Origin of the sequence: Propionivibrio sp., assembly GCF_029255185.1 — a bacterium.
GTDB lineage: Bacteria > Pseudomonadota > Gammaproteobacteria > Burkholderiales > Rhodocyclaceae > Propionivibrio.
Genome location: NZ_JAPUVO010000089.1, coordinates 1 through 25528 on the forward strand (window position 1 = coordinate 1; position 25528 = coordinate 25528).

General features: G+C 57.5%; 32 protein-coding genes. 15 read left to right on the forward strand and 17 right to left on the reverse strand.

The features are described 5' to 3' along the window. Positions 1-540: 540 nt before the first annotated feature. From Q1J43_RS06470 to Q1J43_RS06490, 5 genes are all read left to right on the forward strand, one after another. On the forward strand, positions 541-1434 hold the full coding sequence (locus tag Q1J43_RS06470) for a HAMP domain-containing protein (RefSeq protein ID WP_301101596.1): 894 nt from the start codon (positions 541-543) through the stop codon (positions 1432-1434). Between the two features lie 19 nt (positions 1435-1453). Beyond that, positions 1454-2005, forward strand: a complete 552-nt coding sequence (locus Q1J43_RS06475) for a hypothetical protein (protein ID WP_301101597.1) — start codon at positions 1454-1456, stop codon at positions 2003-2005. A gap of 53 nt (positions 2006-2058) precedes the next feature. Further along, positions 2059-2796 carry a pteridine reductase gene (locus tag Q1J43_RS06480; RefSeq protein WP_301101599.1) on the forward strand — a complete coding sequence of 246 codons (738 nt, stop codon included), beginning with the start codon at positions 2059-2061 and terminating at the stop codon, positions 2794-2796. A 47-nt stretch (positions 2797-2843) separates the two neighbouring features. Continuing rightward, positions 2844-3758, forward strand: a complete 915-nt coding sequence (gene ttcA / locus Q1J43_RS06485) for a tRNA 2-thiocytidine(32) synthetase TtcA (protein WP_301101600.1) — start codon at positions 2844-2846, stop codon at positions 3756-3758. Between the two features lie 71 nt (positions 3759-3829). Further along, a complete protein-coding gene (locus Q1J43_RS06490; RefSeq protein ID WP_301101602.1) occupies positions 3830-4675 on the forward strand; it encodes an adenylate/guanylate cyclase domain-containing protein in 846 nt (281 codons plus the stop codon). A gap of 71 nt (positions 4676-4746) precedes the next feature. Here Q1J43_RS06490 and Q1J43_RS06495 read toward each other — a convergent pair whose 3' ends face one another. The 15 genes from Q1J43_RS06495 to Q1J43_RS06565 form a co-directional block, all read right to left on the reverse strand. Next, entirely contained in the window at positions 4747-5067 is a 321-nt protein-coding gene (locus Q1J43_RS06495) for a PsiF family protein (protein ID WP_366141854.1), read from the reverse strand. Between the two features lie 50 nt (positions 5068-5117). Further along, the gene (gene hprK / locus Q1J43_RS06500) at positions 5118-6062 is read right to left on the reverse strand and encodes an HPr(Ser) kinase/phosphatase (RefSeq protein WP_301101603.1); all 945 of its coding nucleotides are present in this window, start codon (positions 6060-6062) and stop codon (positions 5118-5120) included. 58 nt (positions 6063-6120) lie between these two features. Further along, the gene (ptsN, locus tag Q1J43_RS06505) at positions 6121-6585 is read right to left on the reverse strand and encodes a PTS IIA-like nitrogen regulatory protein PtsN (protein ID WP_301101634.1); all 465 of its coding nucleotides are present in this window, start codon (positions 6583-6585) and stop codon (positions 6121-6123) included. A 112-nt stretch (positions 6586-6697) separates the two neighbouring features. Continuing rightward, complete coding sequence (gene raiA, locus Q1J43_RS06510; RefSeq protein WP_301101605.1) at positions 6698-7021, reverse strand: ribosome-associated translation inhibitor RaiA; 324 nt, start codon at positions 7019-7021, stop codon at positions 6698-6700. A gap of 121 nt (positions 7022-7142) precedes the next feature. Then, the gene (locus Q1J43_RS06515) at positions 7143-8555 is read right to left on the reverse strand and encodes an RNA polymerase factor sigma-54 (protein ID WP_301101607.1); all 1413 of its coding nucleotides are present in this window, start codon (positions 8553-8555) and stop codon (positions 7143-7145) included. An 80-nt stretch (positions 8556-8635) separates the two neighbouring features. Continuing rightward, on the reverse strand, positions 8636-9379 hold the full coding sequence (gene lptB / locus Q1J43_RS06520) for an LPS export ABC transporter ATP-binding protein (protein ID WP_301101608.1): 744 nt from the start codon (positions 9377-9379) through the stop codon (positions 8636-8638). Between the two features lie 3 nt (positions 9380-9382). Continuing rightward, positions 9383-9829, reverse strand: coding sequence for a recombination regulator RecX (gene recX, locus Q1J43_RS06525; protein ID WP_301101609.1), 447 nt, complete (start codon positions 9827-9829; stop codon positions 9383-9385). 6 nt (positions 9830-9835) lie between these two features. Next, positions 9836-10855 (reverse strand): recombinase RecA, encoded by a 1020-nt coding sequence (recA, locus tag Q1J43_RS06530; protein ID WP_301101610.1) that lies wholly within the window; start codon positions 10853-10855, stop codon positions 9836-9838. A gap of 125 nt (positions 10856-10980) precedes the next feature. Next, on the reverse strand, positions 10981-11481 hold the full coding sequence (locus Q1J43_RS06535; protein ID WP_301101611.1) for a nicotinamide-nucleotide amidohydrolase family protein: 501 nt from the start codon (positions 11479-11481) through the stop codon (positions 10981-10983). Beyond that, entirely contained in the window at positions 11478-11975 is a 498-nt protein-coding gene (locus Q1J43_RS06540) for a phosphatidylglycerophosphatase A (RefSeq protein ID WP_301101612.1), read from the reverse strand. Before Q1J43_RS06540 ends, Q1J43_RS06535 begins: the two co-directional genes overlap by 4 nt. Then, the gene (gene thiL / locus Q1J43_RS06545; RefSeq protein WP_301101613.1) at positions 11956-12924 is read right to left on the reverse strand and encodes a thiamine-phosphate kinase; all 969 of its coding nucleotides are present in this window, start codon (positions 12922-12924) and stop codon (positions 11956-11958) included. Before thiL ends, Q1J43_RS06540 begins: the two co-directional genes overlap by 20 nt. Before the next feature lie 120 nt (positions 12925-13044). Further along, positions 13045-13548 carry a transcription antitermination factor NusB gene (gene nusB / locus Q1J43_RS06550; protein ID WP_301101614.1) on the reverse strand — a complete coding sequence of 168 codons (504 nt, stop codon included), beginning with the start codon at positions 13546-13548 and terminating at the stop codon, positions 13045-13047. Continuing rightward, the gene (gene ribH, locus Q1J43_RS06555) at positions 13545-14027 is read right to left on the reverse strand and encodes a 6,7-dimethyl-8-ribityllumazine synthase (RefSeq protein ID WP_301101615.1); all 483 of its coding nucleotides are present in this window, start codon (positions 14025-14027) and stop codon (positions 13545-13547) included. Before ribH ends, nusB begins: the two co-directional genes overlap by 4 nt. Positions 14028-14065: 38 nt before the next feature. Then, positions 14066-15193: a bifunctional 3,4-dihydroxy-2-butanone-4-phosphate synthase/GTP cyclohydrolase II gene (gene ribBA, locus Q1J43_RS06560; RefSeq protein ID WP_301101617.1), complete on the reverse strand. Its 1128-nt coding sequence runs from the start codon at positions 15191-15193 to the stop codon at positions 14066-14068. Between the two features lie 465 nt (positions 15194-15658). Continuing rightward, positions 15659-15931, reverse strand: a complete 273-nt coding sequence (locus tag Q1J43_RS06565; RefSeq protein WP_301101618.1) for a type II toxin-antitoxin system HicA family toxin — start codon at positions 15929-15931, stop codon at positions 15659-15661. 105 nt (positions 15932-16036) lie between these two features. Here Q1J43_RS06565 and Q1J43_RS06570 point away from each other — a divergent pair, with 105 nt between their 5' ends. The 4 genes from Q1J43_RS06570 (at position 16037) to Q1J43_RS06585 (ending at position 18535) form a co-directional block, all read left to right on the forward strand. Then, entirely contained in the window at positions 16037-16573 is a 537-nt protein-coding gene (locus Q1J43_RS06570; protein WP_301101619.1) for a Gx transporter family protein, read from the forward strand. Beyond that, on the forward strand, positions 16570-17187 hold the full coding sequence (locus Q1J43_RS06575) for a flavin prenyltransferase UbiX (protein WP_301101620.1): 618 nt from the start codon (positions 16570-16572) through the stop codon (positions 17185-17187). The genes Q1J43_RS06570 and Q1J43_RS06575 overlap by 4 nt, the downstream gene beginning before the upstream one ends. Further along, positions 17184-17822: an LON peptidase substrate-binding domain-containing protein gene (locus tag Q1J43_RS06580; RefSeq protein ID WP_301101621.1), complete on the forward strand. Its 639-nt coding sequence runs from the start codon at positions 17184-17186 to the stop codon at positions 17820-17822. Before Q1J43_RS06575 ends, Q1J43_RS06580 begins: the two co-directional genes overlap by 4 nt. A gap of 410 nt (positions 17823-18232) precedes the next feature. After that, positions 18233-18535, forward strand: a complete 303-nt coding sequence (locus Q1J43_RS06585; protein WP_301101622.1) for a hypothetical protein — start codon at positions 18233-18235, stop codon at positions 18533-18535. Here the strand turns inward: Q1J43_RS06585 and Q1J43_RS06590 are convergent. Further along, complete coding sequence (locus Q1J43_RS06590; RefSeq protein ID WP_301101623.1) at positions 18514-19860, reverse strand: ATP-binding protein; 1347 nt, start codon at positions 19858-19860, stop codon at positions 18514-18516. The genes Q1J43_RS06585 and Q1J43_RS06590 overlap by 22 nt on opposite strands. Continuing rightward, on the reverse strand, positions 19857-20567 hold the full coding sequence (locus Q1J43_RS06595; protein WP_301101624.1) for a response regulator: 711 nt from the start codon (positions 20565-20567) through the stop codon (positions 19857-19859). Before Q1J43_RS06595 ends, Q1J43_RS06590 begins: the two co-directional genes overlap by 4 nt. Positions 20568-20738: 171 nt before the next feature. On the opposite strand from Q1J43_RS06595, the gene Q1J43_RS06600 reads away from it, so the two are divergent. The 6 genes from Q1J43_RS06600 (at position 20739) to lipA (ending at position 25385) form a co-directional block, all read left to right on the forward strand. Then, a complete protein-coding gene (locus Q1J43_RS06600) occupies positions 20739-21239 on the forward strand; it encodes a periplasmic heavy metal sensor (RefSeq protein ID WP_301101626.1) in 501 nt (166 codons plus the stop codon). 100 nt (positions 21240-21339) lie between these two features. Continuing rightward, positions 21340-22482, forward strand: coding sequence for a D-alanyl-D-alanine carboxypeptidase family protein (locus Q1J43_RS06605; RefSeq protein WP_301101627.1), 1143 nt, complete (start codon positions 21340-21342; stop codon positions 22480-22482). A gap of 141 nt (positions 22483-22623) precedes the next feature. After that, the gene (locus Q1J43_RS06610) at positions 22624-23496 is read left to right on the forward strand and encodes a D-amino acid aminotransferase (RefSeq protein ID WP_301101628.1); all 873 of its coding nucleotides are present in this window, start codon (positions 22624-22626) and stop codon (positions 23494-23496) included. Then, positions 23483-23767 (forward strand): DUF493 domain-containing protein, encoded by a 285-nt coding sequence (locus Q1J43_RS06615; RefSeq protein WP_301101629.1) that lies wholly within the window; start codon positions 23483-23485, stop codon positions 23765-23767. Before Q1J43_RS06610 ends, Q1J43_RS06615 begins: the two co-directional genes overlap by 14 nt. Then, positions 23764-24393 (forward strand): lipoyl(octanoyl) transferase LipB, encoded by a 630-nt coding sequence (gene lipB / locus Q1J43_RS06620; protein ID WP_301101631.1) that lies wholly within the window; start codon positions 23764-23766, stop codon positions 24391-24393. The genes Q1J43_RS06615 and lipB overlap by 4 nt, the downstream gene beginning before the upstream one ends. A 14-nt stretch (positions 24394-24407) precedes the next feature. After that, a complete protein-coding gene (lipA, locus tag Q1J43_RS06625) occupies positions 24408-25385 on the forward strand; it encodes a lipoyl synthase (RefSeq protein ID WP_301101635.1) in 978 nt (325 codons plus the stop codon). Positions 25386-25528: the final 143 nt, after the last annotated feature.

A 25528-nucleotide genomic window follows, 5' to 3' on the forward strand; every position in this document is an offset into this window, starting at 1 on the left:
CAACCCGCGCATATCAGACTGATCAACCGTCGGCTTGCCGCCCGTTCTGCTACCCACACACTGGACGATGATCTAAAACTGGGTTCTTGGAAAACTTGACAGGTCAATACATATCAGTCGCTTGTCATTGGCTTGACTGTGGGCAGGTGTAGTTCAAGCCCGGCTGGTTTGAGCTATTTTTTCTGCGATTGAGCGAAGGGACTCTGACCTCCCTACGATCAGGAAGGTTATCCGTGAGGAGTTGAAGAGCCGGAAGGTCACATAGAACACTCGATAGGCTCGTGCGTTGAAACTGAAAACCGCTTTCAACGCAGAGAGCGCAGAGGCGCAGAGTACGCAGAGAGAAGTCAATAAATGACCAGAAATTACGGAAGAGCCATTTGCCCCGGCAGGCAACTTGCGGATTTTCTCCGCGATCTCTGCGCCTCTGCGCGCTCTGCGTTGAAAGCGGTTTCGATTGAATTTTCTGAACGAAGCCTGTTTGTTATTTGAGTCGGGACGCATATACTCGTAATTTGCGCAAACAACCGAGGATCGGCCATGTTCAGAAAACTTAGCTTTAAAGTTACGCTCATTGTCAACGTTATCCTGTTTGTCGTAATTTCTCTGGGTACGTTGTATTTGGTCCGGCAGCAATATGCCAGCCTGGAAGAGGCGTATAAGAATGAAGGCAAGATGATGTCGACCATCGGCGCCAAGGCTGTTTCCAGAGTTATGGAAGAAGCGGTTGACAATGGGGTATTGTCGATCACCGATGTATTTGACGTGAATTACATCGCCATTCCCGCTACGGATCCGGCCAAATTTCGCACAAAATATGACGCCTACACTGATAAGGCTATTTTGAGCCTGGAAGATATCTTCTTGAAGAATCCCTCCGTCGTCTTTGCCGTGGCGGCCGACGTAAACGGCTATGTCCCCACACACAACACCAAGTATCAGCATGCGTCGAGTGGGAATAAGGACAAAGATAAGGCTAGCAATCGAACAAAAAGAATTTTCAACGACCCCGTCGGCTTAAAAGCCGCCGAAAACACAATAGAAGGATTCGCCCAGCTCTATAAGCGTGATACCGGTGAAATGATGTGGGACCTGGCTTCGCCGATCATCATCAAGGGTAAAATTTGGGGCAATTTCAGACTTGGACTTTCCCTGGTGTCGCTTGATCAGGCCAAGTCGAGCCTGCTTGTCACACTGCTCAGTATCATGGGGACAATATTTGTTTTTTCAGTGTTTCTGGTCATGCTAGTCGTCAATGCGACCTTGCGGCCTCTGACAGTCTTTACCGCGAATGCAATACAGATAGCGGACGGCGATGTCGAATTGCAGATTGTTGCCAATTCAAACGATGAAATCGGGGATTTGGGCAAGGCTCTTGAGCGCATGCGCCTCAGCCTGAAGTTTGCAATGGATAGATTACGCAAGAAAAACTAACTCATTGGAGGGCTTGATTGTGCTTAAGCCACCGGACGACTTAATTCCACTTGCAAGGATCGTTGCTCAGATCAGGATCTATTGCAATGAGCAAAGCAGCGGAATTGTGTTCCTTGCCAGCGAAGACAATCGAATGGCGCAGGTGCATTTGAAGGCAGGCCAGATCGTTGCTGTCATTTGTCGCAATAAGCGCGGTATTGCCGCTATTCAACTCATGTGTGATATTCGCTCCGCACATATACGCTTCGATGGCGGTCAAAATACAACATCGAACAGCGATGAATTGTTGACGGAAGCATTTTTTGACTATCTCAGCGCCACGCCCAACAAAACACAGGCTGCAGCCTCTAAAGTCCCGGTGCCGAGCGGACCCTTGACATCGGACGTCAAGCTGACCTTGCAGAAACTTTTGGCGAAGTTTATTGGCCCCATGGCAGAGATTATTTGCCAGGACCACTTTGACGGGGCGAGCAATACGCTGCGCGTGATAGAAGCCCTGGCCAACGAAATCCCTAAACCGGAGGACGCCGCCAAGTTCCGCTCCGATGCTGCACGGGCGATTGAAGGATAAGTAGTGCCTGTTTGGTTCCGGTTAGGTGCACTTGAAAACTTCTGGAGTCGGACGTGATTGGCAAAACGGTATTAGTGACCGGGGCGGCAAAGCGGGTAGGCCGTGCCATTGCACGCGAACTGCATGCGGCAGGCGCCAATATCATGATCCACCACCGCAGTGCGCAGGCGGCGGCAGAAGCAATGGTCTGTGAATTCAATGCGCTGCGGCCAAATTCTGCACTTTGTCAGCAGGCCGATCTGCTCGACATCAGCGCACTAGGCATGCTGGTTGAAACTGCCGTGACCTATTTTGGTCGTCTCGATGCACTGGTTAACAATGCATCAAGTTTTTATGCCACGCCGCTTGGAACAATTGATCTATTGGCTTGGGATGATCTGGTGGGCAGCAATCTCAAAGCGCCGCTTTTTTTGACGCAGGCGGCAGCGCCCCACCTGAAGGCCGCTCAGGGCGCAGTGGTTAATATCACGGATATCCATGCCGAGCGGCCATTGGCCGGATACCCGCTATACTGCATGGCCAAGGCGGGTCTGCTGGGCCTGACCCGGGCGCTGGCCATCGAACTGGCGCCGGAAGTGCGGGTCAATGCTGTAGCGCCGGGACCGATCCTGTGGCCTGAGGACAGCGTCTTTGACAGCGAAATGCAGGACAGAATCGTCGCCCATACGCTTCTGAAACGCCCCGGTAGCCCGCAGGATATTGCGCGCGCTGTGCGCTTCCTGCTCGCTGATGCCGCTTACGTAACCGGACAGGTCGTCAACGTCGATGGCGGTCGTACCGCCCATTTATAGCCTTTCGTTTGAGTTGCAGTTGTTTACGACTATTTATTTGAGGTTTGGTGGAAAATTCAAACAACCTTCTGCGCTTGAAAAAACGCATTGAAAGCAACGTCGGCAAGGCAATTGCCGATTACAACATGATCGAGAACGGCGACACCATTCTCGTCTGCATCTCTGGCGGCAAGGACTCCTATGCCATGCTTTCGGCGCTGATGGCGCTGTGTGAGCGGGCGCCGGTAAATTTTCGCCTGATCGCCATGAACCTGGACCAGAAGCAGCCAGGGTTTCCCGCTGACGTACTGCCGACCTATCTGTCCGGCCTGGGCATCGAGTATCGCATCGTCGAGCAGGACACTTATTCGATCGTCAAGGAGAAGATCCCCGAGGGCAAGACAACTTGTTCTCTGTGCTCGCGTTTGCGCCGTGGCGTCATTTATCGCACCGCCAAGGAGCTCGGCGCCAACAAAATTGCGCTTGGGCATCATCGCGATGACATCGTGCACACCCTGTTCCTCAATCTGCTCTTTGGCGGCAAACTCAAGGCCATGCCGCCCAAACTGGTGACCGACGACGGCGCCCATGTGCTGATTCGTCCGCTGGCCTACTGTAGCGAGAGTGACATCGCACGTTTTGCCCGTGGCATGGCGTTTCCGATCATTCCCTGTAACTTGTGCGGCTCGCAAAACAACCTACAGCGACAGAAAATTCGCGAGATGATGGCCGACTGGGACCGCCGCTATCCAGGGCGTACCGAGTCGGTGTTCACGGCGCTGCAGAACATTGTGCCGTCACATCTGGCGGACAATGACTTGTTCGATTTCAAGGGCTTGCACGTCGACGCTGATCTGGCGGATATGGACGGTGGGGACACGGCGTTCGACGGCCCGCAGTTTGGAGAGGAATTATCGTTGCCGCAACTGACCACCCTGCAGGCCGTCAACGATAGAGGTGTAAATGCCGGGCTTTTGCTATGATCAAAAACATCGAGCTGCCGCAGCACAGGGTAGTGGACTGTGCAACCAGATTTCCCCGCATTTGAATACACATGATTAATGCCAGCCAACCCCAGTCAGTATTGTTTGCCGATGTGTCGGGAAGTGTGCGTCTGCACGAGAAACTTGGCGATGCTGAAACCTTGCGTGCCGTAGATCGTTGCTTGAAGCGAATGGAACGTTCGGTCGAGGTTTTTGGCGGGTACATCATCAAGACGGTCGGTGACGAGTTGATGGCGATGTTTGACCTGCCCGATCAGGCTTTTCAGGCCGCCCTTCAGATGCAGGAGCGGGTAGCCGACCTGCCGCCGGTGTCCGGCGTGAAGCTGGCCATTCGTATTGGTTTTGCGCACGGTTCGGTCAGCGAAGAACGAGGCCGCGTCGTTGGCGAAACGGTCAGCGTCGCCGCGCACCTGGCCGGGCTGGCCAAACCTGGGCAAGTGTTGACCAGTTTTCAGACGCAGTCCGAACTTCCGCCAGCGTTAAAAAAATCAACGCGCAGTCTTGGCCCAGCGTCAGCGTCCGGGCAATTCCCTGGCATGATGGTCATTGAGGTTCTGTCACCCGAAGAGGCAAAGCTGCGCGCCCCTTTTTGCTTGCGTTATGGTGACAAGCTCATCGAGCTGAATGAAAGCAAACTAACCATAAAAATGGGGCGTGATGCGCAGAGCGATGTGGCAATTCATGATCGACGTGCATCGCGACACCATGCAAAAATCGAACGGCGAGGCGAGCTAATTTTTCTCATTGACAGCAGCACCAATGGGACCTACGTCACTTTGGATGGCGAAGCGGAATTGTTCCTGCGCGAGGCGGAATGCATCATTCACGGCAAGGGGCAGATTTGTTTTGCGGCTTCGGCGAGCAGTCCCGACGCGGACTGTGCAGAATTCGAATAACCACTCCTTTCCGGGTGCGCCAAATACAAACGGCGGTGTGCTTACACCGCCGTTTGTCTGTCTCCTGCTGATTATTTCTTGTCGGCCTTGAGGCATTCGCTCATGAACTTCTTGCGCTCATCGCCCTTCAAGGTCTTGCTACCGGCCTCAGTGTTGCACGTTTTCATTTTGTCCTGTTGTGCGGCAGGCGTTGGTTTTGAGCCGAGGCACTCGCTCATGAATTTCTTGCGCTCATCACCCTTGAACTCTTTTGTTTTGGCGTCTGCGTTGCATGCCTTCATCTTGTCCTGCTGTGCCTGTTGTGCGGGAGAAGGCACTTTCTTTTCTGCATCTGCAGCAAATGCGCTGCCCATGGTCAGAGCGAGTGCAACGAGAATGAACATGGCTTTCATCGGTAACTCCTTGATAGGGTTGAGAGACGTGCGCCGATTATATGCTTAAATTAGATGCTGTCGTCAAGGACGGCCTGTTGTTGGCGGTTGATGAATTCGCTCATGCTGTCGATTCCGCGTAGCTGAAGGATGCAGTTGCGCACGGCGACTTCCAGCAAAACGGAGAGGTTGCGTCCGGGAGCAACATGAAAAACCACCTTGCGCACAGGGATGCCGAGAATTTCCTGCGACTGGGCATCAAGCGGCAGGCGTTGCGTTTCATCGCCGATGGCGTTTTTCTGTAGGTGGACAATCAGCTTGAGTTTCATTTTTCGCCGCGCCGCAGTTTCGCCGAAGATTGTGCGGATGTTGAGCAGCCCGAGGCCGCGCACTTCGAGGTAGTCGCGCAACATGCTAGGGCAGCGCCCCTCGATCGTCGTTGGTGCGATACGGGCCAGTTCGACTACATCGTCGGCAATCAGACCGTGCCCACGCGAGATGAGTTCGAGTGCCAGTTCGCTCTTGCCGACACCTGAATCGCCGGTGATCAGGACGCCCATGCCAAATACATCAATGAATACGCCGTGAGCGGATACCGTGTCGGCGAATCTGCGCGCCAGGTACACGTGCAACAGGTCAATGACCACCGAACAGGCCTTGGGACTGGCGAGTAACGGGGTTTGTGATGTTTCGCAGATCTCGCGGGCTCGGGGTGGAATTTCCAGGCCATCAGCGATGATCAGTGCAGGTGGTTTTGCCGCAATCAGGTCGTCGATTTGGCGCTGCCAGCGCTTCGGGCCGACACGGTCGGCCCAGCGCAGTTCAGCATTGCCGATGACCTGCACGCGATGGCTGTAGATCAGGTTGAGGTGGCCAACGACGTCTGGGCCGTATATCTCCTGATCCTTTAGTTCGACTTCCCGTTCAACACCCACCGCGGCAATCCAGGTCAGCTTGAGTTTTTCAAGATTATCCTCGTAGAGCTGGGCAATGCTTAAGGTACGTTTATCAATCATGCAGCGTGGCTCTCATTAGCGATAAAGAGAAAATGTGCGCTCGGGCCACAGGCCCGCGTTAATGATGAGCGGCCCTTTCGTTGGCAAAAATTTGGCGGATCGTATCGGCACTGTCTGCAACGCTGAGTGCTTCCCGGCAAGTGCGCTCAGAAAATCGTTCGGCAAGTTCAGAAAGAATTTGCAGGTGCTGTTCTGTTGCCTGCTCGGGAACAAGCAGCACGAACAGGAGAGAGACTGGTTGACCGTCTGGCGAATCAAACGGAACGGGCGTAGCAAGGCGCAGAAAAGCGCCGCTTGCTTCTTTTAGCCCTTTGATGCGGCCATGGGGAATGGCGATGCCTCGACCAAGGCCGGTTGAGCCGAGCTTTTCACGCGCAAAAAGGCTGTCGAATACGGTACTGCTTGCGATACCCTGATTGTTTTCGAAAAGTAGACCAGCACGCTCGAAGACGCGCTTTTTGCTGCTGGCGTCCAGATCAAGAACGATGTTTTCTGTAGCTAATAATTGACTAATCAGGCTCATACAGGGTTGCATGCCATTACAACGAGCGGTAAGTGAAAAGGAAAAAACGGCCAGAGCCGGTTCGTCGGCAGATTCGGCCAACTGTGCCGAATCCACCGCCGTACCTGACGATTTATTCCGCGACGATGTGACTCATTTTTTGACCGCGGTGATGGTCCTGGACCTTCTGTTTATGTTTCTGAATCTGGCGGTCGAGCTTGTCGGCCAGGCTATCCACAGCTGCGTAGAGGTCCTCATCAAGGGCTTCGACGAAAACGCCTTTTCCTGAGAGGTGAACGGTGGCTTCGGCTTTCTGAATCAGTTTATCCACCGACAAAATTACGTTCACATCGATGACATTATCGAAATGACGTGTAACTCGCTCAAGTTTCCCGGTGACGTAAGCATGAATTGCCGGGGTGATCTCCAGGTGGTGACCACTGATTTGCAGGTTCATGGTGTAGCTCCTTAGCATGGTAGTAGTCGCGTCAGCGACCGTCGAATCTCCTCTTGCCCACTCGCAAGAGCGGGGTCGGGGGTGAGGGTGGTGGACATTGCTTTCATCGTCAGCGCTTGCGCTAGATGCTTTTGCGCAGTTTAACCGGCGGGATGTTAAGTGCTTCACGGTATTTTGCAATCGTTCGCCGGGCAACGACAATCCCTTGCTGGCCGAGGATTGCGGCGAGTTGACTGTCCGAAATGGGCTTTTTCTGGTCTTCCCCACCAATCAACTGTTTGATCAGCGCCCGGATGGCTGTTGCCGAACAGGCGCCACCAGTTTCGGTGGTGACGTGACTGCCGAAAAAAAACTTCAGTTCGAAAATTCCGCGCGGCGTTGCCATGTATTTTTGCGTGGTTACCCGTGACACGGTTGATTCATGCACGCCCAGAATGTCGGCAATTTCACGTAGAACAAGGGGCCGCATGGCGACTTCACCATGGTCGAAAAACTGGCGCTGACGATCAACGATAGACTGCGCCACTCTTAGGATTGTGTCAAAGCGCTGCTGCACATTTTTTATCAGCCAGCGTGCTTCCTGCAACTGGCCGGCAAGCACTGAGCCACGCTGTCGGGTGAGAATGTGTGCGTACAGACTGTTGATGCGCAGGTGAGGGTAGGCATCGGAGTTGATGCTGACAGTCCACTGGCCGCGAATTTTGCGCACCACCACGTCAGGGGTGATGTAGCGCGCGTCGAGTGCTGCATATTGCGCCCCCGGCCGGGGGTTCAGGCTGCGAATGAGGAATTGGGCTTGGCGCAACTGCTCGTCATCGCAATCCGTGAGTTTCTTGAGTTTTACGAAATCATGGCCGGCGAGAAGGTCAAGGTGCTTGACGACGATCTTCCGCGCCAGAATCTGGAGGTCATCAGCCGGAAGCACGTCCAACTGGAGCGCGAGGCACTCCTGCGCGTCGCGTGCGCCAACGCCGGTCGGATCAAAATACTGCAAATGTTTAAGGGCGATCTGCAATTCCTCGACCTCGATTTCCAGTTCGGGCGGAAGCGTTTCAGCCAGGTCTTCGAGCGACTGGGTCAGGTAGCCATCATCGTCGAGCGCGTCGATCAGGCATTGCACCAGAGTGCGGTCACGGTCGGGAATGCTCATCAGCCCGAGTTGCCATGACAAGTGCTCACGCAACGAGATGGTCGCGGCCCGCATATCCTGATAGTCGCCATCGTCTTCGGAAAACGATCCGGGCGCGTTGGCGTAATTGCTCTCTTCGCCTAGCCAGCTTTCGTCATCCGCTGACGAGGGCGGTGCCACGGATTCGGTTTTCTCGGCGTTTTCGGATTCGGCGGCCTGGCCAGCCCCAGCCGCTAGTGGCGCGTACTCCTCTTCCACGCGTTCAAGCAAGGGGTTTTCCTGCAAATACTTTTCCAGTTCTTGTTCGAGCTCAAGCGTAGACAGTTGCAGCAAACGTATTGATTGCTGTAACTGAGGCGTCAGTGTGAGATGCTGTGAAAGCTTGAGCTGGAGCGATGGTTTCATTTACGGAGCCTGATTGACCACCGGACTGGGTGAGATGCTGCCCGTTTCATTCTGAACTCTTGGAGGAGAAAACGGCAGGTTCAAAGGCGGAAATTTTCACCAAGATAAACCTTCCGGACGCTTTCATTATAAATGATTTCATCAGGGCGGCCAGAAGCAAGAACACCGCCTTCGTTAAGGATATAGGCGTGGTCACAGATGCCCAATGTTTCACGCACGTTGTGGTCGGTGATGAGGACGCCAATATTACGTTCCTTGAGAAAACGGATGATCTTCTGAATATCCAGAACGGCAATGGGGTCAACTCCGGCAAAGGGTTCATCGAGAAGAATGAAGCGTGGTTCGGTTGACAGCGCGCGGGCAATTTCTACCCGGCGACGTTCGCCGCCGGAAAGCGAGGCCGCCGAACTGTTGCGAATGTGGCTGATATGCAGTTCTTCGAGCAGGCGTTCGCCACGGCGTTCAATCTCGCTAGGCGCCAGATTCTGTAGCTCGAGCACCGCCTTGATATTTTCGATGACCGTCAGTTTTCGAAAAACCGAGGCTTCCTGAGGCAGGTAAGAGAGCCCGAGCTTCGCCCGCTGGTGGATCGGCAGGTGAGTGATTTTTTTGTTATCGATATAAACGTCGCCACCATCGCAAGCGGCGAGGCCGACGACCATGTAGAAACAGGTCGTTTTGCCCGCGCCGTTGGGGCCGAGCAAGCCGACCACTTCGCCGCTGCCCACCTTGAACGACACGTCCTCTACCACCTTGCGCTTCTTGTAGCGCTTCTTCAGGTTGTGCGTCGAGAGCGTGCTCTTGCTGGCATTGGTTTCGGACATTATTCAATCGTCTTCATAATCGCCGCTGATTACACGGCGAACGGTTTCTCCGGAAAACCCCCGGCTTATCAAAAATCGCATCTGGCGCGCACGCTCGGCTGCACCAAGCGCAGCGGGCCTGGCGCCATATTTCTGCTGCCACACCTGGCGTGCGCGCACCAGCTCATCCGCACTGTCGGCCAATGCGGCAGCCACCAGTTCTTCAGATACGCCCTGAATGCGTAGTTCGTAGGCCAGGCGGGCGTTGCCAAAGCGCGCTGCACGCGTGTGCATTCTCATTTCAACGTAACGCTCGTCAGAAAGCAGGCGGCGCGTATACAAGTCATCGAGCAAGGTCTCCAGCTCAGCGGACGATTCGGCGTATGGCGCGAGCTTTCTTGCCAGTTCGGCTCGCGCATGTTCGCGGCGCGCCAGCAGCCGCAAAGCACGCTCACGCAGCGTGCCGCTCATGGCCACCTATTCGGCGGCGCCAATCGGTTGCGGTGAAGGTACATTCACCGCAGCACGAATCTTGGCCTCGATCTCCTGGGCAATTTGCGGATTGGTCTTGAGGTACTCACGTGCATTGTCCTTGCCCTGGCCGATTTTCTCACCATTGTAGGCGTACCAGGAGCCAGACTTCTCGACCAGCTTGTGAATGACGCCCAGTTCGACGATTTCTCCCTCGCGCGAGGTGCCTTCGCCGTAAAGGATGTCGAAGATGGCTTCGCGAAAAGGCGGCGCCACCTTATTCTTGACGACCTTGACGCGGGTTTCGTTGCCAACGACCTCATCCCCCTTTTTGATACCGCCGATGCGGCGGATATCAAGTCGTACCGAAGCGTAGAACTTGAGCGCGTTACCGCCAGTCGTTGTTTCCGGGCTGCCGAACATGACGCCAATCTTCATGCGGATCTGATTGATGAAGATGACCAGCGTGTTCGTCCGGTTGATGTTCGCTGTCAGCTTGCGCAGCGCTTGACTCATCAGGCGGGCCTGCAGGCCGGGCAGCGAATCGCCCATCTCACCCTCGATTTCTGCCTTTGGCACGAGCGCCGCAACCGAGTCAATAACGACGACGTCTACGCTTGCTGAGCGCACCAGCATGTCGGCAATCTCGAGCGCCTGCTCGCCGGTATCAGGTTGCGAGATGAGGAGGTCGTCAAGATTGACGCCCAGCTTCTGGGCATAGGTCGGATCGAGCGCATGTTCGGCGTCAATGAAAGCAGCGGTACCGCCCAGTTTCTGCATCTCGGCGATGACCTGCAGCGTCAGTGTCGTTTTTCCGGAAGATTCGGGCCCGTAGATTTCGACGACGCGTCCGCGTGGCAGGCCACCGATGCCGAGCGCGATATCCAGACCGAGCGAACCGGTTGAAACGACCTGAATGTCCTTGACGACACTGCCGTCCCCCATCTTCATGATCGAGCCCTTGCCGAATTGTTTCTCGATCTGAGCCAGCGCGGCGGCCAGTGCTTTTGCCTTGTTGTCGTCCATTGCGTGTCCTTTGTCTTTATTGAAGCGGATTATCTCATGTTCGACGGTGCGCAGCCTGCCACGTTACGTTCGCGCCGAATACTGTAATTATATACAGTAATATGTGAAAGGCGAAGCGTCAGTGTTCATGCCGAGCAGTGAGCTGCACGGTCCAATACGCCGCTAAGCGCATGGGCGACCGATTGTGCCCGAACGTCTTCACGGTTGCCGCTGAAGTGGCAGGTCTGCGTGTCGAGCCGGCCATCGACTGCTGCCCAGCCGAAGCACACCATGCCGACCGGTTTATCCGGCGAACCACCGCCGGGCCCGGCAACGCCGGTAATCGCCAGAGCCCAGTCGGCATGACTATGGCACAGGGCGCCAGCGGCCATGGCGGCGGCTGTTGCTTCACTCACCGCGCCATGAGTGCGCAGGGTATCGAGTTCAACGCCCAACATTTCGTGCTTGGCGTCGTTCGAGTAGCTCACAAAACCACGCTCAAACCAGTCCGAACTGCCAGCGACGGCGGTCAGGCACTGGGCAACCCAGCCGCCGGTGCAGGACTCCGCCGTGACCAGTTTCTGGCCGTTGACCAGAAGCAGTACGCCGACTTGGGCGGCCAGGGTTTCAAGGTGTTGCTGCCTCATTTGACGACGAATTGTACGATGGCGAGTACCAACACGGTGTAGCCGGCAGCGATCAGGTCATCGGCCATGACACCAAAACCATTCTTGACCTGCTCGTCAAAGTAGCGTGCCGGTTGCGGCTTGATGATGTCGAAGAGTCGGAAAAGCAGGAAAGCCGTGCTTTGCCACAAGGCGCCTGCGGGGCAAAAAACCAACACCAACCAGAAAGGTACGATCTCGTCCCAGACAATGCTGCCGTGATCAATGACGCCAAGATCGGCGCCCGTCCGTTGCGCAGCCAAGACGCCGCCAATGAAGCAGACGATGAGCAGTGCAAGCAGTTCGAAGTCGTTGAACCATGGCCTGAACAAGGGAAACGTGAGCCAGGCAAAAAGGGTCCCGACAGTGCCCGGCGCAAACGGCGACAGTCCGCTGCCGAAGCCACAGGCGACCAGATGAGCCGGATGCGAAAAGAGGAAGCGAAGCGAAGGCGGCTTAGTGGCAATCTTGAGCAAAATGGTCAAATCCTGTGTGAGTCAGTGGCAGTGCCTGCCCCATGTCATTGAGTAAAAAAACCTCACCTTGGCCATCAATGATACGACCGATGCGCCACAGAGGCAGGTCGAGTTGAGCAGCCAGTCTGCCCAGTTCATGGCGCTGGCCGGATGGTGCGGCAAAGACCAGTTCGTAATCGTCGCCGCCGGCTAATTGGCATTGACGCGCCAGCAAGGGGTCGACGCCCTGAGGCAGACAGGGAAGTTGGGTCTGGAATAGCTCGGCGTTAACACCGGAACGCTGCGCGATGTGACCCAGATCGGCAAGCAGCCCATCCGACACGTCAATCGCAGCGTGCGCCAGCCCTCCCTTGAGCAAGGCCAGTCCAAGCTCGACGCGCGGTGTCGGTTTTTGCAGAGCAGCGATGCAACGGGAGGACAGCACTTCCGGCAAGGCGGTCCGGCCTTGCAGTTGCGCCAGCCCAAGCGCAGCCAGCCCAGGCTGGCCGGAAACCCACAGGTCATCGCCAACCCGCGCGCCGTCCCGGCGCAATGCGCTACCGGCCGGCACTTCGCCGAGCGCGGTGATGCATAGATTGAGCGGGCCGCGGGTTGTATCGCCACCGACCAGATCGACGTTGTAGCGTCTGGCGCAGGCAAAGAGCCCTTCGGCGAAAGCTGCAAGCCAGACTTCATCGGCGTCCGGCAGACTACCGGCAAGCAAGATCCAGCGCGGCTTGGCGCCCATCGCGGCAAGATCGGAGAGATTGACGGCCAGTGTTTTCCAGCCCAACTGGCCAGGATCGGTAGCGGGCAGAAAATGGGTTCCGGCGACCAGCATGTCGGTCGTGACCACCAGCTCCATTCCCGGCGAAGGCGCCAGCAGCGCGCAGTCGTCCCCGGGCCCAAGAACGGCCTGCGGCGTCGGACGCACAAAGTAGCGGGCGATCAGATCGAATTCGGAAGGCACAGAAAAAACCTCTTTCAACGCAGAGGACGCAGAGGCGCAAAGTTCGCAGAGAAAAGCGAATAGTTCGAATGGTTCATCTTTGCGCTCTCTGCGACTCTGCGCCCTCTGCGTTGAAAGTGCTTAGCTTTTGGCGCGGGCCGCGCGCTTGGCTTCGACTTCAACCGGGCGCAACTTGGCGGCCAGTTTGTCGAGAACGCCATTGACATATTTGTGGCCGTCGGTGCCGCCGTAGCTCTTGGCCAGTTCGATGGCCTCGTTGATGATTACGCGATAGGGGGTTTGCGGGTAATTGCTCAGCTCATAGGCGCCGGCCAGCAAAACAGAGGCCTCGACCGGCGAAAGTTCACGGAAGGGGCGGTCGAGGTAAGCCTGCAACTGTTCCTGCAAGGCTGCATGCTGGGCGAGGACGCCACGCAGCAGACCCACGAAAAACTCGCGGTCTGCCTTGTCGAACCCGGCAATGTCGGCCAGATGGGCAGCAATGGCCGCCTCGTCGTTGCCGCTGATCTGCCATTGGTAGAGACCCTGCAGTGCAAACTCGCGCGCGCGACGACGCGGCGATTTGGCAGCGGGCTTGGCAGTATTGACTACTTTTGCTGGGGTGTTCAGCGGCGTGGTAGTCATGCGGGTCCCTCGCACATGGCGTGTAAGAGCTTGGCCATTTCGACAGCAGTTCGTGCACAATCCGAACCTTTGGTCTGCGTTCGCGCCAGTGCCTGATCGTCGTCCTCGCAGGTCAGAATGCCGTTGGCGACAGGGATGCCGGTATCGAGTTGCACTTCCATGACAGCGCGGCAGGCGTCGTTGGACACCACCTCGAAGTGATAGGTCTCGCCGCGAATGACGGCACCGAGGGCAATTAACGCATCGTAGCGGTCGCTTTGCGCCATCGTTTGTAACAGCAGCGGGATTTCCAGCGCACCGGGAACGCTGACAATCCTGATATCACAGTCAGCTACCCCCAACCGCTTGAGTTCGCTTACGCAGGCAGCCAGCAGACCTTCGCCGATGTCCGGGTTGAAGCGACTCATGACAATGCCGACGGAAAGACCTTCTCCGGCAAGTGCTATTTCGTATTCGTAAATCGTATCGTAGTGAGCCATGTCAGCGCTTTCTGAAGATTTCCGTGGATTCTGCTTACTCATTCGAGCTCGACCGGCGAGGCAATGTAACTCGTCACCTCGAGGTCAAAACCGGTCATGCTTGGCATACGGCGTGGACTGGCCAGCAGCTTCATCTTGCCGACACCCAGATCGCGCAGAATCTGGGCGCCAATGCCGTAGATTCGCGGGTCCCATTTTGCCGCTGGGCGCTGCGCGGGTGATTTCTCACGCAGTGTTGCCAGAAGGTCCTGACAGGTTTCGGGACGGCGCAGGAGAACGATGACACCGGCTTGCGCTTGCGCCAGTGCCTTCTGTGCCTGGTCTAACGAAAAGGTATGGCGACCGCTGGTGGGGTCCAGGAAATCGAGTACGGTAAGTGGTTCATGCACGCGCACCAGAGTTTCCCTGTCGGCATAAATCTCGCCCTTGGAGAGCGCCAGATGGATCTCGTTCGAGGTCCGGTCGGAGTAGGCGTGCAGAATGAACTCGCCATGCACAGACTGGACTGGCTTGGAGAATGTCCGCTCAACAAGTGTTTCGTTGCGACTGCGGAAATTGATCAGGTCGGCAATGGTGCCGATTTTCAGGCCGTGTGTGCGGGAAAACTCGATCAGATCGGGCAGACGTGCCATCGAGCCATCGTCCTTGAGGATTTCACAGATGACTGACGAGGGCTCCAATCCGGCCATCTGGGCCAGATCGCAGCCGGCCTCGGTATGGCCGGCGCGCACCAGAACGCCACCGGCCTTGGCGGTGATCGGGAAAATGTGTCCGGGCTGGACGATATCTTCTGGCCGCGCATCACGGGCGACTGCCGCCTGAATGGTGCGCGCCCGGTCCTGCGCCGAAATGCCGGTGGTGACGCCTGCGGCGGCTTCGATCGATATGGTGAAGGCGGTGTTGTACGGGCTTTTGTTGTCACGTGCCATTTGCGTCAGGCCAAGCTGCTTGCTGCGCGCCTCGCTGATTGTCAGGCAGACCAGTCCGCGCGCATGCTTAACCATGAAATTAATGGCTTCGGCGGTGACGTGCTCAGACGCCAGAACGAGGTCGCCTTCGTTTTCGCGATCCTCCTCGTCGACCAGGATGACCATGCGCCCGGCACGCATTTCGACGATGATTTCTTCAATCGGAGCGATCGCCGATGAGCAGCTTTGTGGTGACATTTATTGCATCTCCAGAGCATCTGGATCAAGCATCCGCTCGACGTAGCGCGCGATTATATTGAGTTGCGTCATAAGCAAATAGGCACGCGGCTTTAATCGAACGAGACGTCAAATACCGTCACCGAAAAACCGTGTAAAGCCAGAAGAAGTAATCGTGCATTTTCTCACGGCAGAGCCTCAGGCGCCAGCATTACCATTACTATGCTCATGCCTTCATGGCGCTCGGTTAAGCTTTTAGCATCATATATTTTTGTTCGATAACAAGTGGTTGCCAAGACAACGGAAAAAAAAGCGTCGACCCTGCGGTCACCTTCGGTCGCTTTCGCCGGTGTGACGGCCGCTGGCGGTGGATCGCTTGTCGGCCATTCGAATCCAGCGGGTGAAAATCGCCAATACCGAGTTCGATCAAGTGACCCGGCCCGACAACGATCAACAGCGTATCCTCGATTTGCTGGGCGTTAAGCTCTAACCCCCCTCGTAGCTGGACAGCGTCACGCCGGCGTGGGCGAGGAATTCGCGGATCTGCTTGATCTCCTGCTTGGTACAGGTTGAACTGTTGTGCGGGTGGTGCAGAAACACCTCGACCTTGTTCAGCACGATCCGGAAACGAGCGCCATGCGCCGACTCGATGCTTGCCCCAAGATGCAGCAACAGTGATTCAATCTCCCGCCAGTGAATGTTGGCGCTGAGTGGATCATGATAAATTGACTGGAGCAAATGCAAATGTTTGTGACTCATGCCAACCTCCCTAGTGCTGAAGTTCAGACTTTGCTGAGCCAATTAAACTGCAAAACCGTCGGCCATGCACCACTTTTGTCATAAACCCGTAGGTGACTGAACGACATGACACGCTCGGTAATCGAACTCACCACTACCCAGGAAGATCACCGCATCGCCCAACTCGCGGCGGCAGCGATCGGGCTGGCGCTGATCGACGCAACGATCCCCTTGCCCCTGCCCGGCGTTAAGCCGGGGCTGGCTAATATCGTGACGCTGATCGTGCTGGCCCGTTACGGCTGGGTCAGCGCGGCATGGGTCAGCGGCTTGCGCGTTATTGCTGGTGGTTTTCTGCTCGGCCAGTTTCTTTCGCCGGGGTTTTTTATGAGTCTGACCGGGGCAGTGCTCAGTTTGTTGGTGCTGGGGCTGGCCATTCGACTGCCGCGGCGCTGGTTCGGTCCGGTCAGTTGGAGCATTCTAGCTGCCTTTGCCCATATCGGCGGGCAGTTGCTGCTGGCACGACTGTGGCTGATTCCGCACAACGGCCTGTTTTTTCTATTGCCGCTTTTTTCCGCAGCAGCGTTAGCTTTCGGTATCATCAACGGATTGATTGCAGCGCGCCTGCTTGCAGAGCTTGCGACCGCCGAAACATCTTCAGGATGAACATGCCCAAGACCATCTGCCTTGCCTGGACCGGCGCTTCCGGCATGCCCTATGGCGTCCGCCTGCTTGAGTGCCTGCTGGCTGCTGGCTGCCGGGTGCAGTTGCTCTATTCACAGGTCGCCCAGGTCGTCGCCAGACAGGAAATGGGCCTCGAATTGCCATCGCGTGCCAGCGAAACGCAATGCTTTTTCCGTGAACGTTACGCCGCACTGCCTGGCGAACTCTCTGTTTACGGGCGCGACGAGTGGTTTGCGCCGGTCGCCAGCGGCTCCAACCCGCCCGACGCCATGGTCGTTTGCCCATGCACCATGGGCACGCTGGCGGCGATCGCCCAGGGGCTGGCCAGCAAATTGATCGAGCGGGCCGCTGACGTGGTGATCAAGGAAGGGCGCCAACTGATTCTGGTGCCGCGCGAAACCCCCTTCTCGGTTACCCATCTGGAAAACATGCTGCGTCTGGCACGTGCCGGCGTCGTCATCCTTCCGCCCAGTCCCGGTTTTTACCATCATCCGCAGTGCGTCGAGGACCTGGTCGATTTTGTCGTCGCCCGCATTCTCGATCAGCTAAGGGTCCCGCATGTCTTGATGCAGCGCTGGGGTGAGAGCGAAGCATGAGCTGGTTAAGCTTTGGCCGCAAAGAATCACCGCAATCCCGGGTCGAATTGCAGCAACTCGACATTCCTGTATTTCCGCTTGGTGCAGTCCTTTTTCCGGGCGGCGTGCTGTCACTTAAGGTTTTCGAGCAGCGTTATCTCGACATGGCCGCCGCTTGCATGAAAGACAAGTCGCCCTTTGGCGTATGTCTGATTGCCAGCGGCCAGGAAGTCGGCGCGGTGGCGGAGCCCCACCTGATCGGTTCGCTGGCGCATATTGCCGAGGCCGACATGCCGCAGCTGGGCATCCTGTTGTTGACGGTACGCGGCGGACGTCGTTTTCGCATCATTTCCCGCGCCACCCAGCCAGACGGATTGCTACGGGCAACGGTCGAACTGATTCCTGAGCCGATGCCGCAGGAGGTCCCGGTGGCGCAGCAGAGTGTGCTGCCGCTGCTGCAGAAAATAGCCAGCGACCTTGGCCCCGAGAAGATGCCCGAGCCGCACGCCTTTAACGATGCTGCCTGGGTCGGCTACCGTTTGAGCGAAGCGGTTCCCGTAAAGGCACTCGCCAAACAAAAACTGCTCGAACTCGATGATCCAGTGTCGCGATTGGAAATACTTTTTGCCTATCTGGCACAACGCAAACTGGCCTAACAGCTATAGAAACGCCAAATGCCACCGTACATGGCGCTGGTTAGATCAATGCCATAGGCATATGCCGGCCTTGTTGATGAAGTCTTTGCGAACTGGTGACAAAAGGCACACGGCAGCGTAACATGCCCTCATGAAACCATTTCGCTGGAGCCCAGAGAAGAACGAGTCTCTCAGATCAGAGCGAGGTATTTCGTTCGAGAGCATTGTTGTATCAATCGAAGCCGGTGGTCTGCTAGACATCTTGGCCCACCCGAACCAGACGAAATATCCAAGGCAGCGGGTTCTCGTGGTTTCGTGTGACAAGTACGTCTACCTAATACCGTTTGTCGAGGAGGAAGACTATTTTTTCCTCAAGACCGTCATCCCAAGTCGCAAGGCGACGAGGGACTACTTAGATCAGGGTGAAACAAATGCCTAAAATTGACGCCTACGAACTTGAAGTCCTCACCGCCTTTGAGAAAAAGCAACTGAAGTCGGTTGCAACCAAAGCCGAGCTTGCCAAGTTCAAAACAGCCGCGCGGGCTACAGCCATTAAAGATCGCAGGGTTAACATTCGCCTGTCCTCGGGCGACCTGAACGACATTCAAGTAAAGGCACTTGAAGAGGGCATGCCGTACCAAACACTTATCGCCAGCGTTCTTCACAAGTACGTAACGGGCCGTTTGTCCGAGCCGAGAACCACCAGACAGCCTCATGCCAAAACCGGCCGGTGATTGATATGTGCGCTGTGCACCGGGAAAGTCAGCACGACGGTCAGGCCGCCGTCCTGCGCCTCGCCCAGTCTGATCTCACCGCCGCAGGCGCTGACAATTCGCCGCACAATGGCCAGGCCCAGGCCGCAACTGCCGCCGGTGGCGCGTGCCGAATCGATCTGGGCGAAGGCTTCAAGCGCATAGCTTCGCTGCTCTGCGGCGATGCCTGGGCCGTGATCGCGCACCTGCAGAGTGATCGTATCGGCACGCTCAAGGGATAGCGACAATTCGACCGGCGGCGCACCGTACTGCAGGGCGTTTTCGATCAGATTGTCGAGCAGGCGCTGCAGATTGCCGGGGGAAATGGCGACCCAGCAGGCAGCAGCAGTCTCGCTTACGCTCATCTTAACCGGGCGGCCGAGTTCCCGCTGACGGGCAAGCTCATTGCTCACGGCATCGGCAAGCAAGAGCGGCGGCGCCGGCTCGGCGCTGCTTTCTTCACTGCGCAGGAAGGCCAGGCATTGGCCGACAATACGCTCGATGTCTTCGACATCTCGAATCAGGCCGCTGCGTTCCGTGTCGTTTTCGAGCAGGGCCAGGCGCACGCGCAAACGCGCCAGCGGGGCGCGCAAATCGTGCGTGAGGCCGGCCAGCATCTCGCGCCGCTCGGCATTGGAGAGTGCCAGTTGCGCCAGCATGGTGTTGTGGCGTTCGGCCAGGCGCCGCACTTCGGTCGGCCCCTGCGGTGTTACCCGGCGTGCCTGGCCGTCACCGGTCGCGGCCACCGCATCGCCCAGCCGGGCCAGCGGACCGACAATCCCGCGCACGAAAAGTACGGCGCAGAGCACCAGCAGCGCCAGTGCGCCGGATAACCCGAGCCACAGGTCGGGTGGCAGTGCCTGCGGCGTGAAGCGTGGTGGCGGCAGCAGCAGCCACCAGCGTTCACCGTCGGCCATGAAGCCAATCCACAGGCCGCTGTGCTGACCACGGCCGGCATGGCGCAAACTCACCGTCTGCCCGAGCGACTGCTCAAGATCGACCGCAAGACGTTGGGCAAACTTAAATTCTGGCACGTGTTCCGGTACCAAGGCTCCGTCCGGAAACAACTGTAGACCGTCTGCACCACGCTCAGCCGCCGCCAGCCGGCGCCGTATCTGAGCATCGAGCCCGGGCAGGATGGCCTGTAGCAGGCGCACCTGGCCGGCGATGTGCTGGACAGTCTGGCTCATGTGCGTCGCCAGTCGATGCTGAAAAATCAGTGAAAAGGTGGCGATCTGCGCGACAGCAACGACGGCGACGACGAGCAGGACGGTACGCGCAGCAAGCGAGGCGGGCAGCAGTCTCATTGGCTCTTGCTTCCATCGGGGACGAACACGTAGCCGATGCCCCACACCGTCTGCAGGTAGCGCGGATGCACCGGGTCGGCTTCGAGCAGACGGCGCAGGCGATGGATTTGCACGTCGATGGCCCGGTCGAAGGCTTCGCTTTCTTCGCCGCGCGTCAGTTCAAGCAGGCGCTCACGCTTCATCGGCCGGTTGGCATTGGCCACCAGCGCGTTGAGCAGGGCAAACTCGCCGCTGGTCAGCGCCACTGTTTGGCCATGGCGCGAAAGCTGACGCGTGCTGCGATCAAAGCACCAATCGCCAAAAGCGTAAGCGCCACCTTTCGGGTCCGGCGCCGCCGCGGGCTGTGCGCCTCGACGTAGCACGGCTTCGATGCGGGCAACCAGTTCACGTGGGTCGAAGGGCTTGCCGACATAGTCATCGGCGCCCATTTCCAGACCGAGAACCCGGTCAACCGGCTCGTCGCGTGCAGTCAGCATGATGATCGGCAGGCTCTCGCCACGCCCGCGCAGACGGCGGCAGGCGGCCAGGCCGTCCTCGCCGGCCAGCATCAGATCGAGCACCAGCAGGTGCGGCTGGTAGCGTTCGAGGTAGGCGTCGAGTTGGCGGCTGTCCGCAAGCAAGAGCGTGTCAAAACCGTGGCGGCCAAAATAGGTGGCCAGCAACTGGCGCAGCTCGGGGTCGTCGTCGACCAGAAGAATCTTTTTCATGACCAAGCCTTGAATTGCTCCGCGACCATTCTATGCTGCAAGCGCAGCACGGATTGCCGGCGGAAACAATTTGCAATCATCTGAGCTGGCAGTGAAATCTTTTGCAATGGGTTCGGGGCGACAATGGCGTCGTCAACAGAGCAGCATACTTAACCATAAAGGAATCAGACCATGAAAAAATACTCCCCACGCTTTGTCATCGCCGTCGCCGCTCTCGGGCTGGCGGCAAGCGCCTTCGCCATGCCACGCGGTGGCGAACACTGTGGCCCCGGCGCCGATCTGCCCGGACAGCATATGGCGCACGGCATGAAGGAAATGTCGCGCCTGCATGACGATCTGAAGCTCGATGCCAAACAGGAGGTGCTGTGGAAAGATGCCGAGAAAGCCGGCAAGGACAATATGGCCAGCCTGCGCGAGCGCATGCCCAAACAGCGTGCAGAAACCTTGGCCCTGCTCAGCCAGCCGGGCGCCGATCTGCGCGTCGTGCTCAAGCGCATGGATGAACTCAGGGCCGAAGGGCAGAAACAGCACGAAGCGAATCGCGACCGCTGGCTGGCAGTCTACGACACACTCAGCGCCGAGCAGAAGGAAAAGGCCCGTCTTTTCTTCAAGAACAAGCTCGAACGCAGCGAACGTCACGGCCAGTGTGGCCCTGACCGGACTGCAAAATAGCCAGGAGCGTTACACAATCGTTTAAGGATTGAGCATGGGGGCAGGGTAAGCGCTTGTTATAATCGCGCTTCTTGACGATTTTACGGATACCCGATTCCCCATGCGCAAGCTCCGATCCTTTTTTCTCGCACTGCTTGCAGCGTTTATTTTCCCGGCGCTGGTTTTTGCCCAGCAACTGCCGACGCCGCCCGCGCTGGCCGCCAAATCCTGGCTGCTCATCGAATCCGGTTCCGGGCAGGAACTTGCCGCGCAAGCACCCGACGAACGTCTTGAGCCGGCTTCGCTGACCAAGCTGATGACCGCCTACCTCACCTTCGCCGCGCTCAAGCAAGGGACGATCAAGATCGACCAGCTGATCACGGTCTCGGAGAAAGCCTGGAAGACGCCCGGGTCGCGCATGTTCATTCAGGTTGGCACGCAGGTCAAGGTTGAGGATCTGATCAAGGGCATGATCGTGCAGTCCGGCAACGACGCCTGTGTTGCGCTGTCCGAAGCCATTGCCGGCACCGAGGATGTTTTCGCGCAAGCGATGAATCGCGAGGCGCAGCGCCTCGGCATGAAGGCAACGAGTTTCCGCAACTCGGCCGGACTGCCTGATCCCCAGCACTACACTACGGCGCGCGATCTGGCGATCCTTGCCGGTGCACTGATTCGCGATTTTCCCGAGGACTACGCCAAGTATTACTCGCTCAAGGAATTCCGTTTCAACAGCATCACTCAGCCTAACCGCAACCGACTACTATGGATCGATCCTTCCGTCGATGGGGTCAAGACCGGACACACCGATGCCGCCGGTTACTGCCTGATCTCCTCGGCCAAACGCGGGCCGCGCCGTCTGCTTTCGGTCGTTCTCGGCGCGGCTTCCGACGGGGTTCGAGCGCAGGAGTCGCTCAAGTTGCTTAACTACGGATTCCAGTTCTACGACGCCGTGCAGCTATACACCAAGGATCAGGCTGTTTCCAATCTCAAGGTCTGGAAGGGATCGGAAAAAACGGTCAAGGCCGGCTTTGCCAACGATTTTATCCTCGCCGTGCCCAAGGGCTATGCACCGCGCCTCAAATCCGAACTGGTTTCGCAGCAGCCGTTGATCGCCCCGGTAACGGCCGGCCAGGTGGTTGGAACAATGAAAGTCAGCCTCGATGGCAAACCCTTTGGCGAGTACCCGGTAGTGGCCATCGACGCCGTTCCGGTGACCAATATTTTCGGCCGTGCCATCGATACTGTGCGGCTGTGGTTTAACTAAACCCGAAACCTCTTTCAACGTGCCCCGCAGGAAACACCCTTGGGGTGCAGAGATCGCAGAGGCGCAGAGGGCGCAGAGAAAAACTGACAATCATTTTTCCGATCTCGGCGTTAAATGCGGTTGTATTTTTAGGGAGTTCGAATGACAGCCTATCTCAATGGCCAGTATCTGCCGCTCGCGGAAGCTAGAATTTCGCCGCTGGATCGCGGTTTTCTGTTCGGGGATGGTGGTTACGAGGTCATTCCGGTCTATTCGCGCCACCCTTTTCGTATCGACGAACATCTGCGTCGCTTCCAGACGACGCTCGATGGTATCCGTCTGCAAAATCCACATGGCATAGAAGCTTGGCGGGCCATTATTCGGCGCATCATCGCCGAAGCTGATTTTGATGATCAGACGATCTATATCCAGGTCACACGTGGCGCCGACACTAAGCGCGACCAGCCCTTCCCGAAAGGAGTTGAACCGACTGTCTTTCTGTTCGCCGCACCGCTCGTTAGCCCGACTCCTGCTCAGCGCGCAAGTGGCGTTGCTGCGATCACCACGGAGGATATCCGCTGGGGGCGGTGCGACCTCAAGAGCGTGGCCTTGCTGGCGAACGTTCTGACGCGCCAACTGGCGGTTGACGCTGGCTGCAGCGAGACCATCATGTTGCGCGATGGCTATCTGACCGAGGGTTCGTCGACCAACATTTTTTGCGTCAAGGACGGCGTCATTCTTGCGCCGGCCAAGGATCACCGTATCCTGCCCGGCATCACTTACGACGTGGTGCTCGAACTGGCTGCCCGGCATGGTGCAGCACATGAAGTTCGCGCCGTCTCCGAAACCGAGTTGCGTTCGGCCGACGAACTGTGGATGACATCCTCGACTAAAGAAGTGCTGGCCATCACCACGCTTGACGGCAAGCCTGTCGGCCACGGCGCGCTGGCCGGCAAACCCGGCCCGGTCACCCGCCAGATGCATGCCTGGTACGTCGCCTTCCGCGACGAGGTGATGAGGTATGCCGGTGCCTGATTTGACACCCGCTCAGGAAACGCTGCTTGAGTTTCCCTGCGCTTTCCCGCTCAAGATCATGGGGCTGGCCAACGTTGCACTGGCACAGACCATTCTCGAAGTCGTTCTGCGCCATGCGCCGGATTTTGACGGTGCGACGATGGAGATGCGTGCGTCCAGTGGTGGCAAGTATCTAAGCCTCACCTGCACCATCAACGCCACGTCAAAACCCCAGCTCGATGCGCTGTATCGCGAGCTCTCCAGCCACCCGCTGGTCAAGGTGGTGCTTTGAACGTAGCGCCGGTTGTCCGTGCGCTGGGCTTCGTGGCATACGAACCCACTTGGCAGGCCATGGTCGACTTCACCGAACGGCGCAATGCAGACACTCCGGACGAACTCTGGATCTGCGAACATTCGCCGGTGTACACCTTGGGTCAGGCCGGTCGGCCCGAGCATTTGCTGCACGACATCGGCATTCCACTGGTCAAAATCGACCGTGGCGGGCAAATCACCTATCACGGACCCGGCCAGGTGGTGATTTACCTGCTGCTCGACCTCGCCCGACGCGGCCTCAAGGTACGCGAACTGGTATCACGCATTGAGCAGGCGGTGATTGACCTGTTGGCCGAACACGGCCTTGTCGCCAAACGGCTAGACGGCGCCCCTGGTGTTTATGTCGATCGGAACGGCAGCGTAGCCAAGATCGGCGCGCTCGGACTGCGCGTCAGAAAAAGCTGTTGTTATCATGGCGTCAGTTTGAACGTAGACATGGATCTGTCGCCCTTTGCCGCGATCAATCCCTGCGGCTATGCCGGCATGGCGGTCACCCAGACCCGTGATCTGGGGCTGACGCTGACGTCTGCGCAGGTGGCACAGTCACTGGTCAGCCACCTCACCCTACAACTGGAGCAAGCATGAGCGAGCAAGACACAATGCCGGAAGCAATCGCCAAACCGGTGGCCAAGGTTGCCGGCGTCAAGCAGAAGGGCGAACTGAAAACGGCGCGCATTCCGATCAAGGTTGTCGCCGCTGCCGAGCCGCTAAAAAAACCGTCGTGGATTCGCGTCAAGGCCGGCAACGAAATCGGCCGTTTCGGTGAGATCAAGAAAATGCTGCGCGAGCAGAAGCTGCACACTGTCTGCGAGGAAGCCGCCTGCCCGAACATCGGCGAATGCTTCGGGCGCGGCACCGCGACTTTCATGATTCTCGGCGACATCTGTACGCGCCGCTGTCCCTTCTGCGACGTCGGTCACGGCAAGCCCCTGCCGCCTGATTCGAACGAGCCGGCCAGCCTGGCCGACAGCGTTGCCAGCCTCAAACTGCGCTACGTGGTGATCACCAGCGTCGACCGCGACGACCTGCGCGACGGCGGTGCCCAGCACTTTGTCGAGGTCATCGCGGCCGTTCGTGAAAAATCGCCGGGCACGATCATCGAAACGCTGGTTCCGGATTTCCGCGGCCGCATGGAAATTGCCATCGAGCTGCTCGGCCAGTCGTTGCCCGACGTGCTCAACCATAATATGGAAACCGTTCCGCGCCTCTACAAACAGGCGCGTCCCGGCGCTGACTACGAACACTCGCTGGCCTTCATGAAGCAGTTCAAGGCGCGCTATCCGCAGGTGCCAACCAAGTCCGGGCTGATGGTCGGTCTGGGCGAAACCGACGATGAAATCCTTGAGGTGCTACGCGACCTGCGCGCCAACGGCGTCGAGATGCTGACCATTGGCCAGTACCTGGCACCTTCGACGCACCACCTGCCGGTAGCACGCTACGTGCCCCCGGACACCTTTGCCATGTATGAACGTGAAGCCAAAGCCTTGGGCTTTACCGGCGCTGCCTGCGGCCCGATGGTCCGCTCCTCGTACTGGGCCGACCAGCAGGCGCACAGCGCCGGCGTGACGGAGTTGTGAACTATGGAATTTCTCCTTAACAATTGTCTCTACTGCGCGAATGATTTGGTCATAATAAAGTCTCTGGGGAAGTTGATTTCGCGGAAGCGAATAGCAGCCCACATGGAGGAAGCGCCGAGTTCAGTGATGCGATAGAGGCGAGA

What these genes read in the sequence shown, in the direction of transcription:
- Q1J43_RS06470 (WP_301101596.1), top strand. Translation starts at nt 541, where the DNA reads ATGTTCAGAAAACTTAGCTTTAAAGTTACGCTCATTGTCAACGTTATC.
- Q1J43_RS06490 (WP_301101602.1), top strand. Translation starts at nt 3,830, where the DNA reads ATGATTAATGCCAGCCAACCCCAGTCAGTATTGTTTGCCGATGTGTCG.
- Q1J43_RS06495 (WP_366141854.1), bottom strand. Translation starts at nt 5,067, where the DNA reads ATGAAAGCCATGTTCATTCTCGTTGCACTCGCTCTGACCATGGGCAGC.
- hprK (WP_301101603.1), bottom strand. Translation starts at nt 6,062, where the DNA reads ATGATTGATAAACGTACCTTAAGCATTGCCCAGCTCTACGAGGATAAT.
- ptsN (WP_301101634.1), bottom strand. Translation starts at nt 6,585, where the DNA reads ATGAGCCTGATTAGTCAATTATTAGCTACAGAAAACATCGTTCTTGAT.
- raiA (WP_301101605.1), bottom strand. Translation starts at nt 7,021, where the DNA reads ATGAACCTGCAAATCAGTGGTCACCACCTGGAGATCACCCCGGCAATT.
- Q1J43_RS06515 (WP_301101607.1), bottom strand. Translation starts at nt 8,555, where the DNA reads ATGAAACCATCGCTCCAGCTCAAGCTTTCACAGCATCTCACACTGACG.
- lptB (WP_301101608.1), bottom strand. Translation starts at nt 9,379, where the DNA reads ATGTCCGAAACCAATGCCAGCAAGAGCACGCTCTCGACGCACAACCTG.
- recX (WP_301101609.1), bottom strand. Translation starts at nt 9,829, where the DNA reads ATGAGCGGCACGCTGCGTGAGCGTGCTTTGCGGCTGCTGGCGCGCCGC.
- recA (WP_301101610.1), bottom strand. Translation starts at nt 10,855, where the DNA reads ATGGACGACAACAAGGCAAAAGCACTGGCCGCCGCGCTGGCTCAGATC.
- Q1J43_RS06535 (WP_301101611.1), bottom strand. Translation starts at nt 11,481, where the DNA reads ATGAGGCAGCAACACCTTGAAACCCTGGCCGCCCAAGTCGGCGTACTG.
- nusB (WP_301101614.1), bottom strand. Translation starts at nt 13,548, where the DNA reads ATGACTACCACGCCGCTGAACACCCCAGCAAAAGTAGTCAATACTGCC.
- ribH (WP_301101615.1), bottom strand. Translation starts at nt 14,027, where the DNA reads ATGGCTCACTACGATACGATTTACGAATACGAAATAGCACTTGCCGGA.
- ribBA (WP_301101617.1), bottom strand. Translation starts at nt 15,193, where the DNA reads ATGTCACCACAAAGCTGCTCATCGGCGATCGCTCCGATTGAAGAAATC.
- Q1J43_RS06565 (WP_301101618.1), bottom strand. Translation starts at nt 15,931, where the DNA reads ATGAGTCACAAACATTTGCATTTGCTCCAGTCAATTTATCATGATCCA.
- Q1J43_RS06570 (WP_301101619.1), top strand. Translation starts at nt 16,037, where the DNA reads ATGACACGCTCGGTAATCGAACTCACCACTACCCAGGAAGATCACCGC.
- Q1J43_RS06575 (WP_301101620.1), top strand. Translation starts at nt 16,570, where the DNA reads ATGAACATGCCCAAGACCATCTGCCTTGCCTGGACCGGCGCTTCCGGC.
- Q1J43_RS06580 (WP_301101621.1), top strand. Translation starts at nt 17,184, where the DNA reads ATGAGCTGGTTAAGCTTTGGCCGCAAAGAATCACCGCAATCCCGGGTC.
- Q1J43_RS06585 (WP_301101622.1), top strand. Translation starts at nt 18,233, where the DNA reads ATGCCTAAAATTGACGCCTACGAACTTGAAGTCCTCACCGCCTTTGAG.
- Q1J43_RS06590 (WP_301101623.1), bottom strand. Translation starts at nt 19,860, where the DNA reads ATGAGACTGCTGCCCGCCTCGCTTGCTGCGCGTACCGTCCTGCTCGTC.
- Q1J43_RS06595 (WP_301101624.1), bottom strand. Translation starts at nt 20,567, where the DNA reads ATGAAAAAGATTCTTCTGGTCGACGACGACCCCGAGCTGCGCCAGTTG.
- Q1J43_RS06600 (WP_301101626.1), top strand. Translation starts at nt 20,739, where the DNA reads ATGAAAAAATACTCCCCACGCTTTGTCATCGCCGTCGCCGCTCTCGGG.
- Q1J43_RS06605 (WP_301101627.1), top strand. Translation starts at nt 21,340, where the DNA reads ATGCGCAAGCTCCGATCCTTTTTTCTCGCACTGCTTGCAGCGTTTATT.
- Q1J43_RS06610 (WP_301101628.1), top strand. Translation starts at nt 22,624, where the DNA reads ATGACAGCCTATCTCAATGGCCAGTATCTGCCGCTCGCGGAAGCTAGA.
- Q1J43_RS06615 (WP_301101629.1), top strand. Translation starts at nt 23,483, where the DNA reads ATGCCGGTGCCTGATTTGACACCCGCTCAGGAAACGCTGCTTGAGTTT.
- lipA (WP_301101635.1), top strand. Translation starts at nt 24,408, where the DNA reads ATGCCGGAAGCAATCGCCAAACCGGTGGCCAAGGTTGCCGGCGTCAAG.